The following is a 22,966-nucleotide window of genomic DNA, read 5'->3' on the forward strand; positions in this document are numbered from 1 at the left end:
CCCCCGGCCGGGAGTGGGCGTCTACACGAAGTGAGTAAGCCTGGGGGCGAGTCAAAAACTCGCGCAGACTCGCAGAACGTCCGCGCCGTAGGCCTCGAGCTTTTTGCCGCCGATGCCGCTGATGCCCTGCAGATCCTCGAGCGTGGCCGGCGCGCGCTCGGCGATGGCGGCGAGCGTCGCGTCATGGAAGATCACGTAGGCCGGCAGGTTGTGCTCGCGCGCCACCTCTCCACGCCAGGCCTTGAGGGCGGCGAACCGAGCCTGGCCCGAAGCATCGAGTGACGCCGCAGCGGGCGAGGGCGCGCCGCGCGACGTCTTTTCGCGCCGGGGCTTGCGCTCGGCCGGCGACGACACCGATTCGCGCAGCATTACCGGCGTCTCGCCCTTGAGCACCTCGCGCGAGCCTTCGGTCAGCTGCAGCGTATTGAAGGCCTGCGCATCGACCGACAGCGCGCCCGTCGCGATCAATTGGCGCAGCACGCCGCGCAACTGCGGCTCGCTGAACTCGCTGCCGATCCCGAAGGTGCTCACCCGTTCGTGCCCGAACTGCTTGACCTTCTCGGTCTCCTTGCCGCGCAGGATGTCCATGATGTGACCGGCACCGAAGCTGATGCCGCTTTGCTGCTGCACGCGGTAGATTGTCGAGAGCAGCTTGCGCGCCGCATCTGTCCCGTCCCACACCTGGGGCGGGTTCAGGCAGTTGTCGCAATTCCCGCAAGGGATGCTCTTTTCGCCGAAGTAGCCGAGCAGCCGCACTCGCCGGCAATCGCTGGCTTCTGCAAGAGACAGCAATGCGTCGAGCTTGCCGCGCATCACCTGCTTGAATTCTTCGCCGGCGGGACTCTCGTCGATCATGCGGCGTTGGTTCACCACGTCCTGCAGGCCGTAGGCCATCCAGGCGTCGGCCGGTGCGCCGTCGCGGCCGGCGCGGCCTGTTTCCTGGTAATAGCCCTCGATGTTCTTCGGCATGTCCAGGTGCGCGACGAAGCGCACGTCGGGCTTGTCGATGCCCATGCCGAAGGCGATGGTTGCAACCATCACGATGCCCTCGTCGCGCAGGAAGCGGTCCTGGTGCTTCTGGCGCAGCGAGGCGTCCAGCCCCGCGTGATAAGGCAAGGCGTTGATACCCGCATCGCACAGCGTCTGCGCCACGTCCTCCACCCGCTTGCGCGACTGGCAATAGACGACGCCCGCGTCGCCTTCATGCTCGCGTTCGATGAAGCGCAGCAGTTGCGTCGTGGCTTCCTTCTTCTCGACGATCGAATACCGGATGTTGGGCCGATCGAAGCTGGAGACGAACTGGCGCGCTTCTTCGAGCTGGAGCCGCTCGACGATGTCCGCACGCGTCAGCGCGTCGGCCGTGGCGGTGAGCGCGATGCGCGGCACACCGGCATAGCGCTCGTGCAGCACCGTCAGCGCGCGGTACTCGGGCCGGAAATCGTGGCCCCACTGGCTCACGCAATGCGCTTCGTCGATGGCGAAGAGCGCGAGCTTGCCGCGCTCCTTGAGCGAGTCGAGCTGCGAGAGAAAGCGAGGCGTCGTCACGCGTTCGGGCGCGGCGTAAAGCAGCGTGATCTCGCCGCGCAGCATCCGGCGCTCGACGTCTTGCGTCTGCTCCCAGTCGAGCGTGGAGTTGAGGAAGGCCGCGCTCACGCCGGCTTCGTGCAGCGCGCCGACCTGGTCGTGCATCAGCGCGATCAGTGGCGACACCACCACCGTCACCCCCTGACCCGCGCGCTGGCGAGCGATGGCGGGGATCTGATAGCACAGCGACTTGCCGCCCCCCGTGGGCATCAGCACCAGCGCATCGCCGCCGGCGGTGACGTGGTCGACGATCGGCGCCTGCGGACCGCGGAAGGCCGCATAGCCGAATACCTCCTGGAGTATCTGCAGGGGCTCGGGCGAGGAAGCTGTGAGTGGCAAGGCGGACAAGATGCTATGGTTTTGATAGCTGCTCGCGCCCGCGCGGAGCGGGGATTGAAGCCCGGGTGGGCTCCGAACAGCACGCGACCTCCCGGACCGCGTGGCCCCGATTGTCTCAGCCTTGTCCGCAGCCTCGCCTGGCGCCGTGCCGGATCAGCGGATCGCCACTGGATTGATCATCGATTGCACCGCGCCCTGGTACTTGTTCTGGCCCAGCACGAACATGAACTCGTAGGCCTTGTCCTTGGCCAGCTCGGCGGTGTTGATGTTCTCCAGGATGTAGGTGCCGCTCATCGGCAGCAGGATCTGGTGAACGCCGAAGATGCCGCCCTCCTTGTCGCCGTCCTTCTCGAAAGGAATGACCTCCACCGCCCAATTGTCCGCGCCGACCGCGACGACGCCCTTGGACACGAGGTAGCGTGCGCCTTCGCGACCGAGGCCCGGTTCCACCGAGCCGAAGCGCTTGGGGTCCTTGTCGATCAGGCTGAGCCAGCCGGTGTGGAAGATCACCACGTCGCCCTGCCGGATATCGACACCCTGCTTCTTCGCGACGGCATCGATCTCCGCCTGATTGAACGCCGTGCCTTCCTTGACAACCTCGACGCCGTAGTGCGCCGCCATGTCGAGCATCACGCCGCGCGCGACCATGGGCGGGATCTTCTCGATACCGAGCTTCTTCAGGCCGCCGATGGTCGCGAACTCGCCCCACTTCGCGCCGTTGTAGTAGCGGTCGCCCACGCCGATGTGGCCCAGTCCGTCCAGCTGTGTGCCGATGCCGGTCCAGCAATTGAGGATGTCGTCGTTGTAGGTGGTGTGCGTGGGGCCGAGGCCGTCCGCCGTGCCGGTCTGGCCCGGCTGCACGATGTAGATGGAGCAGGTGCGCGGCGGAAAGGCCGGCGTCGTCGTGCTCACCGTGATGCCGAGCGAGTAGACCTTGCCCGTCTTGACCAGTTTCGCGGCCTGCAAGGCCGTGGCCGCCGTCATGTAGTTGGCCGCCCCGATCTCGTCGTTCGGCCCCCATTTGCTGGGATACCAACTCGTCTGCGCCGTGGCAGCAAGACCCAAGCCCAGCGCCGCCGCGCTGATCAATCCCATCCGTATCCGCTTCATGCTCTTCTCCTGGTAGGTGTGAAAACCACTCCCTGATCAAGCAAAGCCGTGAAATTCAGATCCTCGCGCGCAGCAAGCGCTTCAGCAGCTTGCCGTTGGGGTTGCGCGGCAGTGGCTCGGGGCTCCATGTGAAGCTCTCGGGCACCTTGTAGTCGGCCAACCGTTGCGCGCAGTGCTGCCGCAGCGCAGCCTCGTCGATGGTGATGCCGGGCGCATGGACGAATGCGTGAACCCGCTCGCCGAGCACCGGGCAGGGCTTGCCGATGACCGCGGCCTCGACCACGCCGGGCCAGGCCATGAGCACGTTTTCCACCTCGACCGAATAGACCTTGTAGCCGCCCCGATTGAGCATGTCCTTCTTGCGATCGAAGATGCGCACGAAGCCTTCCGCATCCACCGATCCGAGGTCGCCCGAATGCCAGAAGCCGGCGGTGAACGAATCGGCCGTGGCCTGCGGATTGGCCCAGTAGCCAGGCACCACCATCGGGCCGCCGATCCAGAGTTCGCCGGTTTCGCCGGGCGCGACTTCGCGGCCCTCTTCGTCCATCACGCGGATCTCCGCCGCTGGCAGCGCCACGCCCACCGAATCGATGTGCGCGCGGGTCAGGCCGGCCGGCATCATCGTCACCGGCGAGGTGGTTTCGGTGGCGCCGTAGGCATTGAGCAGCGTGAGGCCGGGCAAGCGCGCGGCGAGCGCGTCGATCGTCGCCACCGGCATCGGCGCGCCGCCGAACCCTCCGATGCGCCAGCTCGACAGATCCTCGCGGTCGAAGCCTTCGCTCAGCAGGCACAGCTTGTACATGGCCGGCACCATCAGCGTGTGGCTGACACGCTCGCGCGCCACCAGTTGCACGAAGGCATTGGCCTTGAACTCGGGCACGACGATCACCGCCCCGCCGACTTGCCACATCGACGCGATGATCGCGATCAGCCCCGTCACGTGGCTGGCCGGCACCGCCAGCGCCGAGCGGTCGTCGGGCCGCAGGTCCATGCACGACTGGAAATGCAGCGCGGAGTGCGCGATCGACAAGTGCGTGAGGAGGGCGCCCTTGGGATGGCCCGTGGTGCCGGAGGTGTAGAGGATTACCGCGACGTCGGTTTCGCGCGTTGCCGCCGCGGGTGGTGGCGTTGGCGCGGATGCGGCCAGCGCCGCCAAGCCCGATGCAGCAAGGCGCAAGGTCAGTGCCGGCGCCTCGACAGCATCGGGTAGCCGTTCGCCGAGTTCGTCATCGAAGGCAATGGCCTTTGCACCGCACTGCACGGCGATGTAGGCCAGGCCGGGCCGCTGTTCGCGAATACCCACCGGCACCGTGATGGCGCCCAGCCGCTGCAGGGCCAGCAGCACCAGCAGGAATTCCGGGCGGTTGCCCATGAGCATCAGCACCCGCTCGCCGGCTTCGATGCCTTGTGCCGCGAAGGCTGCCGCCAAGCGGTCGGCTGCGTCGCCTGTCTCGGCATAGCTCCATCGGCGGCCCTCGAAGACCATCGCGTCGTGCTGCGGTCGCATGGCGCGTGCGCGCTCGAACATCGCATGCAGCCTGGCCGGTCGCTCGGCGAAGCAACGCACGATGCGGTCGCCGTACAGCGCCTCATGCCGCATCGCCGGCACCGGGAAGTCGCGCCAGTGGTTCATGCCGCCACCTTCGCCAGATTGGCGCCGCGCTCGATGACGACTTCGCTGTCGACGATGCGCCGCGAGTGGTTGAGGTCGCTCTGGGCCATCAGCACGGAAATCTCGCTGCCCTTCAGCCCGGCGATCACTTCGCCCAGCCGCCTGGAAAGCACGGGCGCCACGCCCTCGAAAGGCTCGTCGAGCAACAGCAGGCGTGTGCCCACCGCGAGCGCGCGTGCCAGGGCCACCAGCTTCTGCTGGCCGCCGGACAGCAGCAGCGCGCGGCGCGTCCGCATTTCGAGCAATTCCGGCAACACGCGGTAGACGAGGGCCAGCCGCTCGGATTCAACCAGGGACTTGTTCACCCACACCGGCACCAGGATGTTTTCTTCCACCGTCAATTCCGGCACCAGGCCGCGGTCCTCCGGCATGTAGCCGATGCCGAGCGCGGCGCGCGCGTGAGGCGGGAGTTCCGTCAGGTCGCGGCCGTGAAAGAGGATGCGGCCGCGCGACGGCTTGAGATGGCCCATCACGGCGCGCATCAGCGTCGTCTTGCCCGCGCCGTTGCGCCCGACCAGCCCGACCATGCGGCCGCTGCCGACGGCAAGCGACAGTCCGCGCAAGGCCTCGACCGCCTGGATCGAGACATGCAGGGATTCGATCTGCAGCATCGCTTGCCTACTCCTGCAACAGTTCGCCGGTGACATAGCGGCGCACGTCGTCGGTGGCCAGCGCCGCCAGCGGCGTGTCGTCCGCAATGATGCGGCCGCTGTAGAAGGCCACCACGCGGCTCGCGTAGCGCTCGACGATGTCCATGTCGTGCTCGACGAAAAGCACCGTCATCGCTTCCTGGCCGAGCGCCGCCATGATGGTTTCCATCATCGGGAACTTCTCTTCGGCCGACACGCCGCTCGTGGGCTCGTCGAGCAGCAGCAGCTTCGGCGCAGCCGTCAGCGCCATCGCGATGTCCAGCAGCTTGCGCACGCCGCCCGGCAACTCCGCGACACGGCGCTGCCGGTGCTCCGTGAGCCGGAAGCGCTCCAGCAGCGCATCCGCGCGGTCGAGTGCTTCGCTGCGGCGTGCCGGCTGCCAGAAGCTCAGCCGCTGGTCGTGGCAGGCGTTGGCGACAAGCATGTTGTCCAGCGTCGTGAGATCGCCGTAGAGCTGCGGAATCTGAAAGGAGCGCGCCACGCCCAGCCGGGTGATCGCGCGCGGCGCCAGCGCCGTGACGTCCTGGCCGTCGAGCGTGATGCGTCCCTCGTCGGGCTTCAGGTAGCCGGTGATCATGTTGACGAAGGTGGTCTTGCCGGCCCCATTGCTGCCGATCAGGCTCACGCGCTCGCCCGCGGCGATCGCGATGCGGATGTCCGCCGCGGCCACCACCGCGCCGAAGCGCTTGCTGACGCCGTGTGCCTCCAGCATCGCGCTCATCGGCCGGCACCCTTCGTCCACAGCGAACCGAGGCCCCTCGGCAGGAAGCGGATCACGAACAGCAGGAACAGGCCCAGCGCGAGCTGCCAGGTGTTGGGGAAGTAGGCGCTGGAGAAGGAGCGCACCACTTCGAGCACCGTGCTCGCCAGGAACACTGCGGCCACGCTCTGCCAGCCGGCCAGGATGGCGACGAAGACGAACTCGCCCGAGGTGGTCCAGTAGCTGAAGTTCGGCTCGACGTGGCCCAGCGACATCACCGCTAGCGCACCGCCCAGCCCGCCGCAGAAGGCCGCGAGGATGAAGTTGATGGTCATCGCCTGGCGCACCGAGCCGCCCAGGTACTCGACGCGCAACTCGTTCTCGCGCACGGCGAGCGTCACCAGTCCGCGCGTGCTGTCGAAGAACACCCGCGCCAGCAGCGCCATCGCGGTGGCGATGCCGATGGTCACGAGATAGAGGATGTAGCCCACGCGCGCATCGGGCAGCTTCCGGCCCAGCAGCGTAGGGCGGCCCATGTTGAAACCGTCGGAGCCGCCCAGCGCGTCGAGTTTCATCAGCAGGCCGTAGGTCACCATCGACAGGGCCAGCGTCAGCATCGCGAAGAAGATGCCGCGATAGCGCGACAGCAGCGGCGCGAAGGGCGCCGCGATGACCACTGCCGCGACCCCTCCGGCCAGCGCCAGACCGAGCGCATCGGTGAACCCGAGCTTGTTATAGGCCAGCGCCGCCGTGTAGCCGCCGGCCGCGAAGAGCATGCCTTGGCCGAAGGGCACCACGCCGCCGCGCATCAGGCAGACGATGCCCAGGGAGACCAGCCCGTTGGCGGCCGACATGGTGACGAGGAAGGTCAGCCAACGCGGGCTGAACCATCCCGCGACGGCCAGCAGTGCGAAAGCGCCGAGGCCGAGCGCGGCGCCACGCCAGGCGCTTGCCGGGGCGCGGCGCATCTGGGCGGTGGCGGACGGTTTCAGGATCGCTGCCATCCGCTCAGATCCTGCGCGCTTGCGTGCGCTGGAACAAGCCTTCGGGCCGGAACATCAGCACCACGGCCATGACGATGTAGATGGAGAACAGCTCGGCCACCGGCACCACGTGCACCGCGAAGGACCGGGCCAGCCCGACGATCAGCGCGCCGATCGCTGCGCCCTCGATGCTGCCCAGGCCGCCGATGATGACCACCGCGAAGGACACGATGATCACTCCCACCGACACGCCCGGCTGCACCGAGATCATCGGCGCGGTGAAGGCGCCGCCGAGCGCCGCGAGGAAGATCCCGACCGTGAAGGCGAGCATGTACACGCGCGACACGTTCACGCCCATGCTCGATGCCACCTCGGCGCTGTGGATCACCGCCAGCATGATCTTGCCCTGCCGGGTGCGGTTCAGCCCCCACCACACCGCCATGCCCACCACGACCGCCAGCGCCACCAGTGCGAAGTCATAGCCGACCCAGCTCTGTACGCCCAGGTCGAGATTGCCGAACAGGCCGTAGGGCTCCGAGACGTAGTACGGATTCGCGCCCCAGATCAGCTTGGTCAGGTCCTCCATGATCAGGAACATCGCGTAGGTCACCAGCACCAGCAGCACCTCGTCGCGGCCGTAGAAGAAGCGCAGCAGCCCGCGCTCGGTGAGCGGCGCCAGCACCACGGCCACCGCCACTGCGGCCAGCAGCATCGCCACCAGCGACAGTGCTGGCGCCCACTTCAGGCTGGCACCCCAGCCGACGAAACTGGCCGCCGCATAGGCGCCCACCGCGTAGAAGCTCCCGTGCGCGATGTTGAGGATCTTGAGCACGCCGAACACCAGCGTGAGCCCGAGCGCGACGATGAACAGCCATGACGCGTAGGTCAGGCCGTCGATCAGGATCGTGGCGGCGGTGTGCACGTCAGGCGCCGCGTGTCAGGGGCAGCCCTTGGCGCCGGGGAAGCCGGCCTTGATCCATTCCTCCGCCTTCATGTTCGCCGGCGGATTCACGCACTCGGCCGGGAAGCGTTGGATGTCCTCGAGCACCACCATCTTCTTGGCCGCGTCGTAGCGTGTCTTGCCGATCGCGGTCTCCTGCACGGCCTGGTGCCCGTCGCCCAGCGCCATGCGGATGCGGCCCGCGGGCGAATCCCACTCCAGCCCCTTGAGCGCGGCGGCGAGTTGCTCGGGGGAGGGCTTCTTGCCGCCGTTCGCCGCGATCGCCCTCTCGGCCGCGAGCTTCAGGCCCAGCAGCGACTGCGCCATGCGGTACGGAGCCTGCACCGGGTAGGTGTTGTAGGCCTTGGAATACAGATCCCACCACCAGTCATTGAGCGCCGACTTCGGCGACATCAGGCCGTAGGCGCCGCGCGCGCCGAGGATGGTGCCGTCGGGCACCTTCTCGCCCAGGCCCGGCAGCACGTGGTCGGCCGCAGACAGCACCACCTGCGTGCGTTTGAAGAGGCCACGCGGACCGGCCTGCAGGATGAAGGCCTGCAGATCGCCGCCCCACAGGCTGGAGTGCGTGACGTCGGCCGGCTTGGCCATCAGCGCCGAGATCTCGGTGCCGTACTGGCCCGCGCCGAACTTCGGCAACTGGTCTTCACCCACCTTGGCGTTGGGGTAGAGCTTTTCCATCGACAAGGTGAAATCCTTCTTCGAGTCCTGGCCCCAGGCGTAGTCCTGGTTGATCAGGTTGAAGGAGTCGGCCTTCACGTTGCGCGCCTTCAGGTAGCGCGCCAGCGCGACGTTGTCCATGGCCCCGTGCGAGGCGGTGCGGAACACGTACTCGAACTTGTTGTCCTCGAAGATGCGCGGCGTGCCGCAGTCGTAGAGCACGAGGAACTTCTTCATCTCCTCCGCTGCCGGCGCCACTGCGAGGCAGTCGCCGGAGCCCACGTAGCCCACCACCGCATCGACCTTCTCGCGGTCATACAGATTGCGCAGTTCCTGCACCTGCTTGGTGGCGCCGCCGTTCTCGTCGACGTACACCGCCTCGATCTTCATGCCGCCGAAGCCGGTCTTGTTGTAGGGCGCCGGTGCCGCGCCCTTGTTGAAGGCATCCACCAGCACCTTCGCGCCATTGACCGCCGGAATGCCGAAACTCTCGGCCGCCTGGCCGGACAGGAAGCTGACGATGCCGATCTTGAAGGTCTCCTGTGCCTGCGCGCCCGAGGCACAAAGAATGCCGGCCATGCCCACTGCGGACAACGCCGCCGCACGATGCAGATACCGCTTCACTCGGATGGCCTGGGTCATGTCGTGTCTCCTGTTGAAGGAACGCGATCTTTGACCGGGCAGCGGGCCGACGAATCCTCGATAACCCGCAGGGCGAGGCGAGATCGCCTGGACGCTGCATGGCGTCCGCCACGGCGTCGTCTTCATGCTGGCACGTCGCTTGCAAACTTCCCTGGCATTCGCTGCTTTGAATCCTGTCTAGACAGCTTTTGGTGCGTGAAACCGCTTCCACGCACTGAGCAAGTGCAGAGCGGCACTTGATTCCGGCAGCGGTTTCGGGTTAACCTGTATATACAGGTGCATCGCAGCGAATGAAACTCGGCGTCCCTGCTGGCATCCGCCCCTTTGCGGGCCCAGCGAGCCGAACTTTTTGAAACGCAACAGGAGAACCTTGATGGTCATGACGGTCGGAAAAATCGCCTCGCTGGTGGCGGCAGGTGCGTGCATCGCGGGCATGGCGGCGAGCGCCCATGCCGAGGAAACCAAGATCACCCTCGGCATGTCCGGCTGGACTGGCTTCGCGCCGCTCACGCTGGCCGACAAGGCAGGCATCTTCAAGAAGAACGGACTGGACGTCGAACTGCGCATGATCCCGCAGAAGGACCGTCACCTCGCGCTGGCATCGGGCGCCATCCAGTGCGCGGCTACCACCGTCGAGACGCACGTGGCCTGGAACGCCAACGGCGTGCCGATCGTGCAGATCTTCCAGATGGACAAGTCCTACGGCGCCGACGGCCTGGCCGTGCGCAACGACGTCAAGAGCTTCGCCGATCTCAAGGGCAAGGCGATCGGCGTGAGCGCACCGGGCACCGCGCCTTACTTCGGCCTCGCCTGGATGCTCAACAAGAACGGCATGACCATGAAGGACGTGAAGCTGGTCTCGCTGGAGCCGCAGCCCGCCGCCCAAGCCTTCGTCTCCGGCCAGAACGACGCCGCGATGACCTACGAGCCCTACCTCTCGACCGTGCGCGCCAACCCGGCCGCCGGCAAGATCCTCGCGACCACGCTCGACTACCCGATGGTGATGGACACGGTCGGTTGTGCGCCGACCTGGCTCAAGTCCAACGCCAAGGCCGCGCAGGCGCTGGCCAATTCGTACTTCGAAGCCATCGAGATGATCAAGGCCGACCCGGCCAAGTCCAACGAGATCATGGGCACGGCCGTCAAGCAGACCGGCGAGCAGTTCGCCAAGTCCTCGGCCTACCTGCGCTGGTCGGACAAGGCGGCCAACCAGAAGTTCTTCGCCACCGACATCGTGCCCTTCATGAAGGACGCGCAAGCCATCCTGCTGGAGGCCGGCGTGATCCGCAAGGTGCCGGACGACCTCGCGGCCACCTTCGATACCAGCTACATCAAGTAAGAGACCGCCATGGACGCGACGCCTGTCATGAACTCTCCCAAGCCGGTGATCTCCGCCGGGCCGGTCGCGTCGTCATCGGCGCCGCGCCGGCGCCGCGCGCTGGCCCCGCTCGAACCCGTCAGCGCGCGTGCGCGCTGGCTGCTCGGGCTTGGCTTTTTCGTGCTCTTCGTGGTGGTCTGGGCCTTCTTCACGCTCGGCGGCTTCGTGTCGCCGACCTTCCTGGCCAGCCCGATCACGATGGTGAAGGAGGGCGTGCTCCTCTTCACCCAATACAACTTCATCCACGACATCGGCATGACGGTGTGGCGCGTGTTCGGCGGCTTCGTGCTGGCGACAGTGATCGCCGTGCCGCTGGGCATCGCGATGGGTACATGGAAGAGCGTCGAAGCCTTCTTCGAGCCCTTCGTCTCCTTCTGCCGCTACCTGCCGGCCTCGGCCTTCATTCCGCTGCTGATCCTGTGGGCCGGCATCGGCGAGGCGCAGAAGCTGCTGGTGATCTTCATCGGCTCGGTGTTCCAGATCACGTTGATGGTGGCCGTCACCGTCGGCAGCGCGCGCCGCGACCTGGTCGAGGCCGCCTACACGCTGGGCGCGAACAGCCGCGGCATCGTCATGCGGGTGCTGATTCCGGGCGCCGCCCCGGGCATCGCCGAGACGCTGCGCCTCGTGCTGGGCTGGGCGTGGACCTACGTCATCGTGGCCGAGCTGATCGGCTCGTCCTCCGGCATCGGCCACATGATCACGGACAGCCAGGCGCTGCTGAACACCGGGCAGATCATCTTCGGGATCATCGTCATCGGCGTGATCGGGCTCATCTCCGACTTCGCCTTCAAAGCCCTGAACCGCCGCCTCTTCGCCTGGAGCGCCCTGTGATGAACCAGCTTTCCGTTCGCGGCGTGTCCCGCACCTTCACCGGCACGCGCGGCCAGACCACGCAGGCGCTGCTGCCGATCGACTTCGAAGTGCGCGAGAACGACTTCGTCACCATCCTCGGCCCCTCGGGCTGCGGCAAGTCCACCTTGCTGCGCATCGTCGCCGGCCTCGACTACCCGACCGAAGGCCGCGTGCTGCTCGACGGCCAGACCATCGAAGGTCCCGGCGCCGACCGCGGCGTGGTGTTCCAGAGCTACACGCTCTTCCCCTGGCTGACGATTGCGCAGAACATCCGCTTCGGCCTGCGCGAGCGCGGCATGAGCGAGGTCGAGCAGAAGGAGCGCAGCGATTTCTTCATCGCCAAGGTGGGGCTGCGCGGCTTCGAGAACCACTTTCCCAAGCAGCTTTCGGGCGGCATGCAGCAGCGCACCGCGATCGCGCGTGCACTGGCCAACGACCCCAAGATCCTGCTGCTCGACGAGCCCTTCGGCGCCCTCGACAACCAGACCCGCGTGCTGATGCAGGAACTGCTGCTCGGCATCTGGGAGTCGGCCCGCAAGACGGTGCTCTTCGTCACCCACGACATCGACGAGGCGATCTTCATGGCGAACCGCGTCGCGGTGTTCAGCGCGCGGCCCGGCCGCATCAAGACCGAGATCGCAGTGGACTTCCCGCATCCGCGCCACTACACGATCAAGACCTCGCCCGAGTTCATGGAAATCAAGGCCCGCCTCACCGAAGAGATCCGGGCCGAATCCATGGCCGCAGCCGAACACTGAACCGCCTCGCCAGAAAGATCGCATGACCGCAGCCAGCCTTCGCAAAGCCAACGACGGACGCCAGCCCGCGCGCAAAGCCGCAGGTGCGGAATCGCGCGAGGCGGCCAATTCGGCGTTGCCAGCGCTGGCGCTGTACGAGCAGGTCAAGGCTTTCATCACGCACAAGATCCAGGACGGCTCCTGGCAGGCCGGTCATCGCCTGCCCTCGGAGAGCGAACTGGTTGCGCAGTTCGGCGTCGCGCGCATGACGGTCAACCGCGCGCTGCGCGAGCTGGTGGAGCAGGGTCGAATCGTGCGGGTCGCGGGCGTGGGCAGCTTCGTGGCCGAAGACAAGCCGCAATCGACGCTGCTGCAGATCGCCAACATCGCGAGCGAGATTCGCGCACGCGGCCACGACTACCGCTGCGAATTCCTCGTGGCCGAGCGCATCGCCGCGTCGCCCGACGTCGCGGTGTGGCTCGACCTGCGGCCCGGCGAGTCGGTGTTCCATACCGTGTGCCTGCATCTGGAGAACGACATCCCGGTGCAGCTCGAAGACCGCCATGTCAATCCGCGCGTGGTGCCGAACTTCCTCGAACAGGATTTCTCGGTCATTCCGCCGAGCGAATACCTGGTCCGCAACGTGCCCTTCGACCAGATCGAGCACGTGGTCGATGCCGTGCTGCCGACGCCCGAACAAGCGGAGCGCCTCGACATGCCAGTGACGGACCCGTGCCTGCTGCTCACGCGACGCACCTGGACGCGCACCACGCCGGTGACGATGGTGCGCTGCCTGCATCCCGCGTCGCGCTACCGGCTCGGCAGCCGGTTTCGCGCCGACGGCAATCCTTCCTTCGGCTGACCGGGGACGAACACACTTTCTTGGCCTCGTGCCGCAACCACTTGTATAGACAGGGAGCCCTTCATGAACAACAACGCATCTCGCACCGCGCCCGTGTCGATCGTCCTCACGCCCGGCGATGTCGACCTGGCCACGCTGCGCCGAGTGCATGCCGGTGGCGTGCAGCTCGCGCTCGACCCGTCCGCGCGTACGGGCCTGTTGGCCGCGCAAGCCACGGTGCGCAAGATCGTCGAGTCCGGTGACGTGGTCTACGGCATCAACACCGGCTTCGGAAAACTCGCGCAGACCATCATCCCGGCCGAGCGCCTCGCCGAACTGCAGCGCAACCTCGTGCTCTCGCACAGCGCCGGCACCGGCGAGCCGCTGGCGGCGGGCGTGGTTCGGTTGGTGCTTGCGACCAAGGCCGTGAGCCTCGCGCGCGGCCACTCCGGCGTGCGGCCCGAGATCGTCGACGCGCTGATCGGCCTGTGCAATGCGGGACTGCTGCCGCGCATCCCGTCCAAAGGATCGGTGGGCGCATCGGGCGACCTCGCCCCGCTCGCACACTTGGCTTGCGTGCTGATCGGCGAGGGTGAAGTCACGACGCCGCAAGGCGAGGTGATCGGCGGTGCCGATGCCCTGCGCCTCATCGGCATGACGCCCTTTGTGCTCGGCCCCAAGGAAGGTCTCGCACTGCTCAACGGCACGCAGGTGTCGACGGCGCTCGCACTGGCCGGACTCTTCGGCGCCGAAGACGTGTTCGCAGCAGGCCTGATGGCCGGCGCGCTGTCGCTCGAAGCCATCCAGGGTTCGATCAAGCCCTTCGACGCCCGCATCCACGCCGCGCGCGGACAGCCGGGGCAGATCGCCGTGGCCGGCGCGGTGCGCGCGCTGCTCGACGGCAGCGAGATCGTGCCGTCGCACGCCGACTGCGGCCGCGTGCAGGACCCGTATTCGATCCGCTGCGTGCCCCAGGTGATGGGCGCCTGTCTCGACAACCTCGCCCATGCGGCACGCGTGCTGCGCACCGAAGCCAATGCGGCATCGGACAACCCGCTGGTCTTCGACAACGGCGACGTGATCTCCGGTGGCAACTTCCACGCCGAGCCGGTGGCCTTCGCGGCCGACATCATCGCGCTGTCGATCAGCGAGATCGGTGCGATCTCCGAACGCCGCATGGCGCTGCTGCTCGACAGCGGCCTCTCGGGCCTGCCGCCTTTCCTGGTGCGCGACGGTGGCGTCAACTCCGGCTTCATGATCGCGCAGGTCACGGCGGCGGCGCTGGCGTCGGAGAACAAGTCGCTCGCGCACCCGGCCAGCGTCGACAGCCTGCCGACTTCCGCCAATCAGGAAGACCACGTCTCGATGGCGACCTTCGCGGGTCGTCGTCTGGCCGACATGGTCGAGAACACGGCCGTCGTAGTGGGCATCGAAGCGATGGCCGCGGCGCAGGGCATCGAACTCAAGCGTGGCCCCAAGAGCTCGCCGCTCGTCGAAGCCGAATTCGCCGCCATCCGCGAGCGCGTTCCCTTCATCGACCAGGACATCTTCTTCGCCCCGACCATCGAAGCCATGCGCACATGGGCGCGCCAGGACAGCTGGCCCGAAGCCGTGCGCTCCATCCTCCCCAGCCACGCCTGAATCAACGATCACGTTCCGCCATCGAAAGGACACTCCGCCATGAACGCACCCGACAAATTTCTCGCCGCCAAGGCCGCCGATCCCCGCCATGACGCGAGCCGCGTGATCCGTTCGCCGCGCGGCAGCGCGCTCACCTGCAAGAGCTGGCTGACCGAGGCGCCGTTCCGCATGCTGCAGAACAACCTCGACCCCGAGGTGGCGGAGCGTCCGCAGGATCTCGTGGTCTACGGCGGCATCGGCCGTGCGGCGCGCGACTGGGCCTGCTTCGACCAGATCCTCGAGTCGCTCAAGGAACTGAACGACGACGAGACGCTGCTCATCCAGTCGGGCAAGCCGGTGGGCGTGTTCAAGACGCACGAGAACGCACCGCGCGTGCTGCTCGCCAATTCGAACCTCGTGCCCAAGTGGGCGACCTGGGAACACTTCAGCGAACTGGACCGCAAGGGCCTGATGATGTACGGCCAAATGACTGCTGGCAGCTGGATCTACATCGGCAGCCAGGGCATCGTGCAGGGCACCTTCGAGACCTTCGTCGAAGCGGGGCGCCAGCACTACAACGACGACCTCTCGGGCAAGTGGATCCTGACTGCCGGCCTCGGCGGCATGGGCGGCGCGCAGCCGCTGGCCGCGACGCTTGCCGGCGCGGTGTCGCTCAACATCGAATGCCAGCAGGCCAGCATCGACTTCCGCCTGCGCACGCGCTACCTCGACAAGCAGGCGAAGGACATCGACGACGCGATCGCGCTCATCCAGCAGCACACGGCCGCGAAGGAAGCGGTGTCGATCGGCCTGCTCGGCAACGCGGCCGAGATCCTGCCGGAGCTGGTGAAGCGCGCGAAGGCCGGCGGCACCAAGCCCGATCTCGTGACTGACCAGACCTCCGCGCATGACCTCGCGAGCGGCTACCTGCCGATCGGTTGGACGCTCGCGCAATGGGAAGCCGCCAAGGCTGACACGACGCAGCACCCGACCCTGCGCAAGGCGGCCGCAAAGTCCTGTGCGATGCACGTGCAGGCCATGCTGGACTTCCAGGCCATGGGCATTCCGACCGTCGACTACGGCAACAACATCCGCCAGGTCGCGTTCGACGAAGGCGTGACGAACGCCTTCGACTTCCCCGGCTTCGTGCCGGCCTACATCCGCCCGCTGTTCTGCGAAGGCAAGGGCCCGTTCCGCTGGGTGGCGCTCTCCGGCGATCCGGAAGACATCTACAAGACCGACGCCAAGATCAAGGAGCTGTTCCCCGAGAACAAGCACACGCATCGCTGGCTCGACATGGCGCGCGAGCGCATCGCCTTCCAGGGCCTGCCGGCGCGCATCTGCTGGCTCGGCCTCGGCGAGCGCCACAAGGCCGGTCTCGCGTTCAACGAGATGGTGAAGAACGGCGAGCTGAAGGGCCCGATCGTGATCGGCCGCGACCATCTGGACACCGGCTCGGTCGCCAGCCCCAACCGCGAGACCGAATCGATGAAGGACGGCAGCGATGCCGTCTCCGACTGGCCACTGCTCAACGCACTGCTCAACACCGCGGGCGGCGCGACCTGGGTCAGCCTGCACCACGGCGGCGGCGTCGGCATGGGCTACTCGCAGCACTCCGGCGTGGTGATCGTCTGCGACGGCACCGATGCGGCGGCCAAGCGCGTCGAGCGCGTGCTCTGGAACGACCCGGCCACCGGCGTGATGCGCCATGCCGATGCCGGTTACGACATCGCGATCGAGACCGCGAAGAAGCAGGGCCTGAACCTGCCGATGATCAAGTAAGCATTGCGAGGCGCCGAAGAGAGTGACAGTGCATCGCTTCGACATCGCCTCGCTGTCCGCGGCCCCGTGGAAGAACGGTGGCGGCGTGACGCGCGAGATCGTCTGCTCGCCGGCGGGTGCGGGCATGGAGGGCTTCGACTGGCGCGCGAGCATCGCGACCATTGACAAGCCCGGGCCGTTCTCGGCTTTTGCCGGGGTGGATCGCGTGATCATGCTGCTGGACGGCGCGGGCGTTCGGCTTCGCTCGCAGGATGGCCGTGTCGACCATCGACTGGAAGTGCCCCATGCGTCCTTCGCCTTCGCAGGCGATGTGGCGGTGCATTGCGAACTCTTGGGCGGTGCGTCGACGGACTTCAACGTGATGTCGCGTCAAGGCCGCCTGAAAGCGGATGTCCGCGTGCTGCGCGAGAGCGGGGACGTGGAACCCGTCGAACGTGGTCTCCTGCTGGCGCTGGCCGGGCGGTGGCGATTCAACGATATCGATTGCGAGTCGGGCTCGGGCGTCTGGTGGGACGGCGAGATCCTGCAATGGCAAGCAACAACAAGCGACGCCGCCGCCGCCATGGTCGCGGTACGGCTCGAACCCACGGCAACACCATGACCCATTCCGAATTGCCTTCCGCCGACGGCGTCTGGGACCACATCCGGATCGCTCCCGGTGCGCTGGCAGAAGAGCAGGAGATCGATGCCGATGCGGCCATGGTCGTGTTCGGCGGAAAGATCGCCTGGATCGGCGCCAGCGCCGCCGTGCCTGGCGAGTTCGCCAAACTGCCGCGTTTCAACGGCCACGATGCGCTGGTGACACCCGGTCTCATCGATTGCCACACGCATCTGGTCTACGGCGGTCAACGCGCGAACGAGTTCGCGATGCGCCTGGCCGGGGCGACGTATGAAGAAGTCGCGAAGGCCGGCGGCGGCATCGTCTCCTCGGTGCGCGCGACGCGCGAAGCCGACGAGGACACGCTGTATGCGCAGGCGGCGAAGCGGCTGGAACAGTTGCTCGCCGATGGCGTGTGCGCCATCGAGATCAAGTCGGGCTATGGACTCGCGCTGGAACACGAGCGCAAGCAACTGCGCGTGGCGCGGCGGCTGGGTGAAGCCCATGGCGTCACCGTGCGAACGACCTTCCTCGGCGCGCACGCGCTGCCGCCCGAATACGCGGGCCGTAGCGGCGACTACATCGATCTCGTCTGCAACGAGATGTTGCCCGCGCTGGCCGCCGAAGGGCTGGTCGATGCGGTGGACGTGTTCTGCGAGCGCATCGCCTTTTCGCTGGCGGAGACGGAACGTGTGTTCCAGGCAGCCAAGGCATTGGGCCTGCCGGTCAAGCTGCACGCCGAGCAACTTTCCGACATGGGTGGCGCCGCGCTGGCGGCACGCTACGGCGCGCTGTCCTGCGACCACATCGAGCACCTCTCGGCCGAAGGCATCGCCGCGATGCGCGCGGCTGGCACAGTGGCTGTGCTGCTGCCCGGCGCCTACTACACGCTGCGCGACACGCACCTGCCGCCCATCGAGGCGCTGCGCGCAGCGGGCGTGCCGATGGCCGTCTCCACCGACCACAACCCCGGCACCTCGCCGGCGCTGAGCCTGCTGCTGATGGTCAACATGGCCTGCACCCTGTTCCGCCTGACCGTGCCCGAGGCGCTGGCCGGCGTGACGCGCCATGCCGCACGCGCGCTGGGCTTGCAGGACACGCACGGCGCGCTGGCCGTCGGCCGGCCTGCGAACTTCGTGCTCTGGCAGCTTCGCGAGAGTGCCGAACTGGCCTACTGGTTCGGCCAGCGGCCGGCGCGCACCATCGTGCGGCAAGGACGCGTCGCGTCCGTGTCTCAAGTGACCCAACGTTGAGCCGCGACCGCCATGCCCTTGCCTGAAGCCCAACGCTCTCTCTTCGCTGCCGATACCTTGTTACCCACTGGCTGGGCGCGCAACGTGCTGCTCGAATGGAATGCGAGCGGCCAACTGTTGGCCGTCACACCCGACAGCACCCCGGCAGCAAACGCGTCGCGCGCGGCCGGGCCGGTGCTGCCCGGCATGCCCAACCTGCATTCGCACGCCTTCCAGCGCGCCTTCGGCGGACTGACGGAATTCCGCGGCGCGGCACAGGACAGCTTCTGGAGCTGGCGCACGCTGATGTACCGCTTCGCCGCGAAGATATCCCCCGAGCAGGTCGAAGCGATCGCAACCTGGCTCTACATCGAGATGCTCGAAGCGGGCTACACCTCGGTGTGCGAGTTCCACTACCTGCACCACGACGCCGACGGCAAGGCGTATGCCGATGACGCGGAACTCGCGTTGGCGCTGCTGCGCGCGGCACGTCGGGCGGGCATCGGGATGACGCTGCTGCCGGTGCTCTACCAGACGAGCGGCTTCGGCGCGTTGCCGCCCAGTGAAGGCCAGCGGCGCTTCATCCGCTCGACCGATTCGATGCTGCGCCTGCTGGAGCGGCTGCATCCGTTGTGCAAGGCGCAGGGCGCGGGGCTCGGGCTCGCGCCGCACTCGCTGCGGGCGGTGCCGCCCGCAGCGCTTCGCGATGCACTCGCGGGCCTGGACGCCATCGACGCGACCGCGCCCATCCACATCCACATCGCGGAGCAGACGGGCGAGGTCGAAGCGTGCCTCGCATGGAGCGGCCAGCGGCCGGTCGCATGGCTGCTCGACCACGCGGCGGTCGATGCGCGCTGGTGCCTTGTTCATGCCACCCACATGGATGCGGACGAATACCGGCGGGCAGCGGCCAGCGGGGCCATTGCCGGCCTGTGCCCGACGACCGAGGCCAACCTGGGCGACGGCATCTTCGATTTCAGCGCCTGGCGCGCGGCCGGCGGGCGCTGGGGCATCGGCTCCGACAGCCACGCCTGCGTCAATGCCGCAGAGGAACTGCTGGTGCTGGAGTACGGCCAGCGTCTCGCCACGCGGCAGCGCAACGTGGGCGCCGACACCGCGCACCGCGAGGTCGCGACCGCGCTCACGCTGGGCGCCGCGGAAGGCGGTGCACAGGCCGCAGGTCGCGCCATCGCCGGTCTCGCCGCGGGCCAGCAGGCCGACTTCGTCGTGCTCGACTCCGCGCACGTCGCGCTGCAAGGCCTTGCAGCGCCGGAGATGCTCTCGTCGCACGTGTTCGCGAGCCACCGCACCTCCGCCATCGATGGCGTGCGGGTCGCCGGCCAGGCGCGCGTCTCATGCACCCGCCACGATCTGCACGACGAGGCCGCAGCAGCCTTCGTCGCCGCGCGCAGCCAACTTCTATCCAAGGACTGAGCCCCATGCCTTTCACGACCACCGAGCCCCCTTTCCGCTTTCGCCGCGGCACGCGTCCGTTGCTGATCTCGATGCCGCACGTCGGCACCCACGTGCCGCCGCAGTTGGCAGCACGCCTGAGCGACGAGGCACGCCACGTGCCCGACACCGACTGGCATCTGGAGCGGCTGTACGACTTCGCCGATGAACTCGGCGTCTCGGTGCTGGTCGCGACGCACTCGCGCTATGTGGTCGACCTCAACCGTCCGCCCGATGGCGCCAGCCTCTATCCGGGGCAGAGCGTCACCGGCCTGTGCCCGGTCGACACCTTCGACGACACGCCGCTCTATCCGGCCGGCGACGTGCCCGACGATGCCGAGATCGCCGAGCGCCGCGAGGCCATCTGGCAGCCCTACCACCAGCAACTCGCCGAAGAGCTCGCGCGCATCAAGGCGCAGCATGGCATTGCCGCGCTGTGGGACGCGCACTCGATCCGCTCGGTGCTGCCGCGCTTCTTCGAGGGCAGGCTGACCGACCTCAACCTGGGCACGGCCCAGGGCGCGAGTTGCGATCCGGCGCTCGCGCAGACCCTGCTGGGCATCGCCAAGGAAGCGACCGGCTTCACCAGCGTGCTCAACGGCCGCTTCACTGGCGGCTACATCACGCGTCACCATGGGCAGCCCGCGCAGGGCGTGCATGCCGTGCAGCTCGAAATGACGCAGTGCAGCTACATGCAGGAGGCGTTGCCCTTCGACTACCTGCCTGAAGTCGCGGCGCGCGTGCAGCCGCACGTGCGGCGCATGCTCACTTCGGTACTGGACTTCGTCGAATCTCGCCGCGGCTGAGCTTCATCGTCTCTGAATCCACGGGAAAGAATTCAATCCATGAACGCAGCCGCCATCCGCGAACTCGTGCGCCCCGAGGTGCCCGGCCTGCCGCCCTACAACGCGGGCCTGTCATCGGACGCAGTGCGCTCGCGCTACGGTGTCGATCGGATCGCGCGCCTAGCGAGCAATGAGAACCCCTTCGGCGCGAGCCCGGCCGTTGCGCGCTCGCTGGCGGGCCTGGCCATGCGCGTCGGGACATACCCCGATGCGAACTGCACCGCGCTGCGGGCCGCCATTGCCGAACGCACCGGCGCCAGCGCCGAGCAGGTCGTGATCGGCAACGGCTCCGAGTCCATCCTCCAGATGCTGTGCCAGGCCTTTCTGTCGCCCGGCGACCGCGTGCTGACGCAACGTCCCGCTTTCGGTCTGCACGAGATCTATCCGCGCATGATGGGCGCCCGGGTCGAACTGCTGGCGCTGACGCCCGCGCTGGAATTCGATGTCGATGCGTGGTGCGAAGCTCTGGCGCGCGGGCCGAAGATCGCAATGCTCGCCAATCCGTCCAACCCGGTCGGTTGCATGTTCGATGCGCAAGCCTTCGGGCGACTGCTCGACGCTACGCCGGCCGGAACGCTGCTGGTGATCGACGAGGCCTACTACGAGTACGCGCAGCGCGCGCGCGGCTTCCCCGATGCGCTGGCGGCGTTGCGTGCGCAACGGCGTCCCTGGATCGTGCTGCGCACCTTCTCGAAGGCCTGGGGACTGGCGGGACTGCGCGTCGGCTACGGCATTGCGTCGGATGCCTCGCTGATCCAGTGGCTGGACCGGGTGCGTACGCCGTTCAATGTCAACGAGGCCGCGCAGGCCGCTGCGCTGGCCGCGTGGGGTGACGAGGTCTTCATGACACAGACGGTCGCAGAGACCGTGAAGCTGCGCGACGCGCTCGCGCGGCAGTTGCGCGCCATGGCGCTGCCGGGCCTGCGCATCGCGCCATCGGCAGCCAACTTCCTGTTCATCGACCTGGGCCGGCCGAACGGCCCGGTCAACGAGGCGCTGCTGGCGCGCGGCATCATCGTCAAGCCGTGGAAGGAGCCCGGCTTCGAGAACTTCATCCGCGTGTCGATCGGCACGGCCGAAGACAACGCGCGCTTCCTGCGCGCGCTGGGCGAGATCGTCGGGGCGTCGCAAGCGTAGGGCGCCGACAAGACCCGACACTGCGGCGGGACGGGAGGCGCTTTCTACAATCGGCGCCATGAAGCCCATCGCCTATACCCGCGCGCAGCAGCTGCCCGCCATCCTCGCCCAACGCATCGCCATCCTCGACGGCGCGATGGGCACGATGATCCAGCGCTTCAAGCTCACCGAAGCGCAGTACCGCGGCGAGCGGTTCAAGGACTTCCCGCGCGACGTCAAGGGCAACAACGAACTGCTCTCGCTGACCCGGCCCGACGTGATCCGCGACATCCACGAAGGCTATCTCGCCGCCGGCGCCGACCTGATCGAGACCAACACTTTCGGCGCGACCCGCATCGCGCAGGAGGACTACAAGATGGCCGATCTCGCGCGCGAGATGAACCTCGAATCCGCCAAGCTCGCCCGCGCGGCCTGCGACAAGTTCAGCACTCCCGACAAGCCCCGCTTCGTCGCCGGCGCCCTCGGCCCGACGCCCAAGACCGCGAGCATCAGCCCGGACGTGAACGATCCCGGCGCGCGCAACGTGAACTTCGAGGAACTGCGCGCTTCCTATTACGAGCAGGTCGAGGCGCTGGTCGAAGGCGGGGCCGACGTGATCCTGGTCGAGACCATCTTCGACACGCTGAACGCGAAGGCCGCCCTGTTCGCGGTCGACGAATACTTCGAAGCCAGCGGCGAGCGCCTGCCGCTGATCATCAGCGGCACCGTGACCGACGCTTCGGGCCGCATCCTCAGCGGCCAGACCGTCACGGCCTTCTGGCACAGCGTGCGGCATGCACAACCGCTGGCCATCGGCCTCAACTGCGCGCTCGGCGCCGCACTGATGCGGCCCTACATCCAGGAACTGGCGCGCGTGGCGGACGACACCTTCATCAGCTGCTACCCCAACGCCGGCCTGCCCAACCCCATGAGCGAGACCGGCTTCGACGAAACGCCCGACGTCACCTCGCGGCTGCTGCACGAATTCGCGGCCGAGGGGCTGGTCAACATCGTGGGCGGCTGCTGCGGCACCACGCCGGAGCACATCGCGGCCATCGGCCAGGCGGTCGCGCCGATCGCGGGCCGCAGCCTGCATCGCGCCGCCTTCTACAGCGAAGCGGCCTGAGCGCCGAGCATCCCCGGGCGCGCACGTGAAGCCGGGGTGAAGAAGCTCTCCAAACGTTGGACCGGTCCTCGCGGCGGTGCGCTTTG

20 protein-coding genes are annotated in these 22,966 nt (G+C 67.5%); 12 read left to right on the forward strand and 8 right to left on the reverse strand.

What is annotated here, in order from left to right; genetic code table 11:
• Positions 1–51 precede the first annotated feature (51 nt).
• The 8 genes from recQ to QTI24_RS27595 all read right to left on the reverse strand — a co-directional run bounded on the left by recQ (position 52) and on the right by QTI24_RS27595 (position 9,298).
• Positions 52–1,923 (reverse strand): DNA helicase RecQ, encoded by a 1,872-nt coding sequence (gene recQ, locus QTI24_RS27560; protein ID WP_286604778.1) that lies wholly within the window; start codon positions 1,921–1,923, stop codon positions 52–54.
• 153 nt (positions 1,924–2,076) lie between these two features.
• Positions 2,077–3,033: a cyclase family protein gene (locus QTI24_RS27565; RefSeq protein ID WP_286604779.1), complete on the reverse strand. Its 957-nt coding sequence runs from the start codon at positions 3,031–3,033 to the stop codon at positions 2,077–2,079.
• A 55-nt stretch (positions 3,034–3,088) separates the two neighbouring features.
• On the reverse strand, positions 3,089–4,666 hold the full coding sequence (locus QTI24_RS27570; protein ID WP_286604780.1) for a class I adenylate-forming enzyme family protein: 1,578 nt from the start codon (positions 4,664–4,666) through the stop codon (positions 3,089–3,091).
• The gene (locus tag QTI24_RS27575) at positions 4,663–5,316 is read right to left on the reverse strand and encodes an ABC transporter ATP-binding protein (protein WP_286604783.1); all 654 of its coding nucleotides are present in this window, start codon (positions 5,314–5,316) and stop codon (positions 4,663–4,665) included. The genes QTI24_RS27570 and QTI24_RS27575 overlap by 4 nt, the downstream gene beginning before the upstream one ends.
• A gap of 7 nt (positions 5,317–5,323) precedes the next feature.
• Positions 5,324–6,076, reverse strand: coding sequence for an ABC transporter ATP-binding protein (locus QTI24_RS27580; RefSeq protein ID WP_286604785.1), 753 nt, complete (start codon positions 6,074–6,076; stop codon positions 5,324–5,326).
• Positions 6,073–7,059 carry a branched-chain amino acid ABC transporter permease gene (locus QTI24_RS27585; protein ID WP_286604786.1) on the reverse strand — a complete coding sequence of 329 codons (987 nt, stop codon included), beginning with the start codon at positions 7,057–7,059 and terminating at the stop codon, positions 6,073–6,075. Before QTI24_RS27585 ends, QTI24_RS27580 begins: the two co-directional genes overlap by 4 nt.
• A 4-nt stretch (positions 7,060–7,063) precedes the next feature.
• Complete coding sequence (locus QTI24_RS27590) at positions 7,064–7,960, reverse strand: branched-chain amino acid ABC transporter permease (RefSeq protein WP_286604788.1); 897 nt, start codon at positions 7,958–7,960, stop codon at positions 7,064–7,066.
• A gap of 15 nt (positions 7,961–7,975) precedes the next feature.
• On the reverse strand, positions 7,976–9,298 hold the full coding sequence (locus tag QTI24_RS27595) for an ABC transporter substrate-binding protein (RefSeq protein ID WP_286604791.1): 1,323 nt from the start codon (positions 9,296–9,298) through the stop codon (positions 7,976–7,978).
• Between the two features lie 373 nt (positions 9,299–9,671).
• Here QTI24_RS27595 and QTI24_RS27600 point away from each other — a divergent pair, with 373 nt between their 5' ends.
• The 12 genes from QTI24_RS27600 to QTI24_RS27655 all read left to right on the forward strand — a co-directional run bounded on the left by QTI24_RS27600 (position 9,672) and on the right by QTI24_RS27655 (position 22,880).
• Positions 9,672–10,637, forward strand: coding sequence for an ABC transporter substrate-binding protein (locus tag QTI24_RS27600; protein WP_286604793.1), 966 nt, complete (start codon positions 9,672–9,674; stop codon positions 10,635–10,637).
• Between the two features lie 27 nt (positions 10,638–10,664).
• Positions 10,665–11,510 carry an ABC transporter permease gene (locus QTI24_RS27605; protein WP_286604846.1) on the forward strand — a complete coding sequence of 282 codons (846 nt, stop codon included), beginning with the start codon at positions 10,665–10,667 and terminating at the stop codon, positions 11,508–11,510.
• The gene (locus tag QTI24_RS27610; RefSeq protein WP_286604794.1) at positions 11,510–12,289 is read left to right on the forward strand and encodes an ABC transporter ATP-binding protein; all 780 of its coding nucleotides are present in this window, start codon (positions 11,510–11,512) and stop codon (positions 12,287–12,289) included. Before QTI24_RS27605 ends, QTI24_RS27610 begins: the two co-directional genes overlap by 1 nt.
• A 22-nt stretch (positions 12,290–12,311) precedes the next feature.
• Positions 12,312–13,130, forward strand: a complete 819-nt coding sequence (gene hutC, locus QTI24_RS27615; protein WP_286604795.1) for a histidine utilization transcriptional repressor HutC — start codon at positions 12,312–12,314, stop codon at positions 13,128–13,130.
• Between the two features lie 63 nt (positions 13,131–13,193).
• Positions 13,194–14,750 carry a histidine ammonia-lyase gene (hutH, locus tag QTI24_RS27620; RefSeq protein WP_286604797.1) on the forward strand — a complete coding sequence of 519 codons (1,557 nt, stop codon included), beginning with the start codon at positions 13,194–13,196 and terminating at the stop codon, positions 14,748–14,750.
• Positions 14,751–14,789: 39 nt separating this feature from the next.
• On the forward strand, positions 14,790–16,511 hold the full coding sequence (gene hutU, locus QTI24_RS27625; RefSeq protein WP_286604798.1) for a urocanate hydratase: 1,722 nt from the start codon (positions 14,790–14,792) through the stop codon (positions 16,509–16,511).
• Between the two features lie 28 nt (positions 16,512–16,539).
• A complete protein-coding gene (locus tag QTI24_RS27630; RefSeq protein ID WP_286604799.1) occupies positions 16,540–17,112 on the forward strand; it encodes a HutD/Ves family protein in 573 nt (190 codons plus the stop codon).
• Positions 17,109–18,362, forward strand: a complete 1,254-nt coding sequence (hutI, locus tag QTI24_RS27635; RefSeq protein WP_286604800.1) for an imidazolonepropionase — start codon at positions 17,109–17,111, stop codon at positions 18,360–18,362. Before QTI24_RS27630 ends, hutI begins: the two co-directional genes overlap by 4 nt.
• 12 nt (positions 18,363–18,374) lie before the next feature.
• Positions 18,375–19,775, forward strand: coding sequence for a formimidoylglutamate deiminase (locus tag QTI24_RS27640; protein WP_286604801.1), 1,401 nt, complete (start codon positions 18,375–18,377; stop codon positions 19,773–19,775).
• A 5-nt stretch (positions 19,776–19,780) separates the two neighbouring features.
• Positions 19,781–20,599, forward strand: a complete 819-nt coding sequence (gene hutG, locus QTI24_RS27645) for an N-formylglutamate deformylase (RefSeq protein WP_286604803.1) — start codon at positions 19,781–19,783, stop codon at positions 20,597–20,599.
• A 39-nt stretch (positions 20,600–20,638) separates the two neighbouring features.
• Positions 20,639–21,775 (forward strand): histidinol-phosphate transaminase, encoded by a 1,137-nt coding sequence (locus QTI24_RS27650; protein ID WP_286604804.1) that lies wholly within the window; start codon positions 20,639–20,641, stop codon positions 21,773–21,775.
• A 58-nt stretch (positions 21,776–21,833) separates the two neighbouring features.
• On the forward strand, positions 21,834–22,880 hold the full coding sequence (locus QTI24_RS27655) for a homocysteine S-methyltransferase family protein (protein WP_286604806.1): 1,047 nt from the start codon (positions 21,834–21,836) through the stop codon (positions 22,878–22,880).
• Positions 22,881–22,966 lie beyond the last annotated feature (86 nt).

Source organism: Variovorax sp. J22P240 (assembly GCF_030316855.1).
Lineage (GTDB): Bacteria > Pseudomonadota > Gammaproteobacteria > Burkholderiales > Burkholderiaceae_C > Variovorax.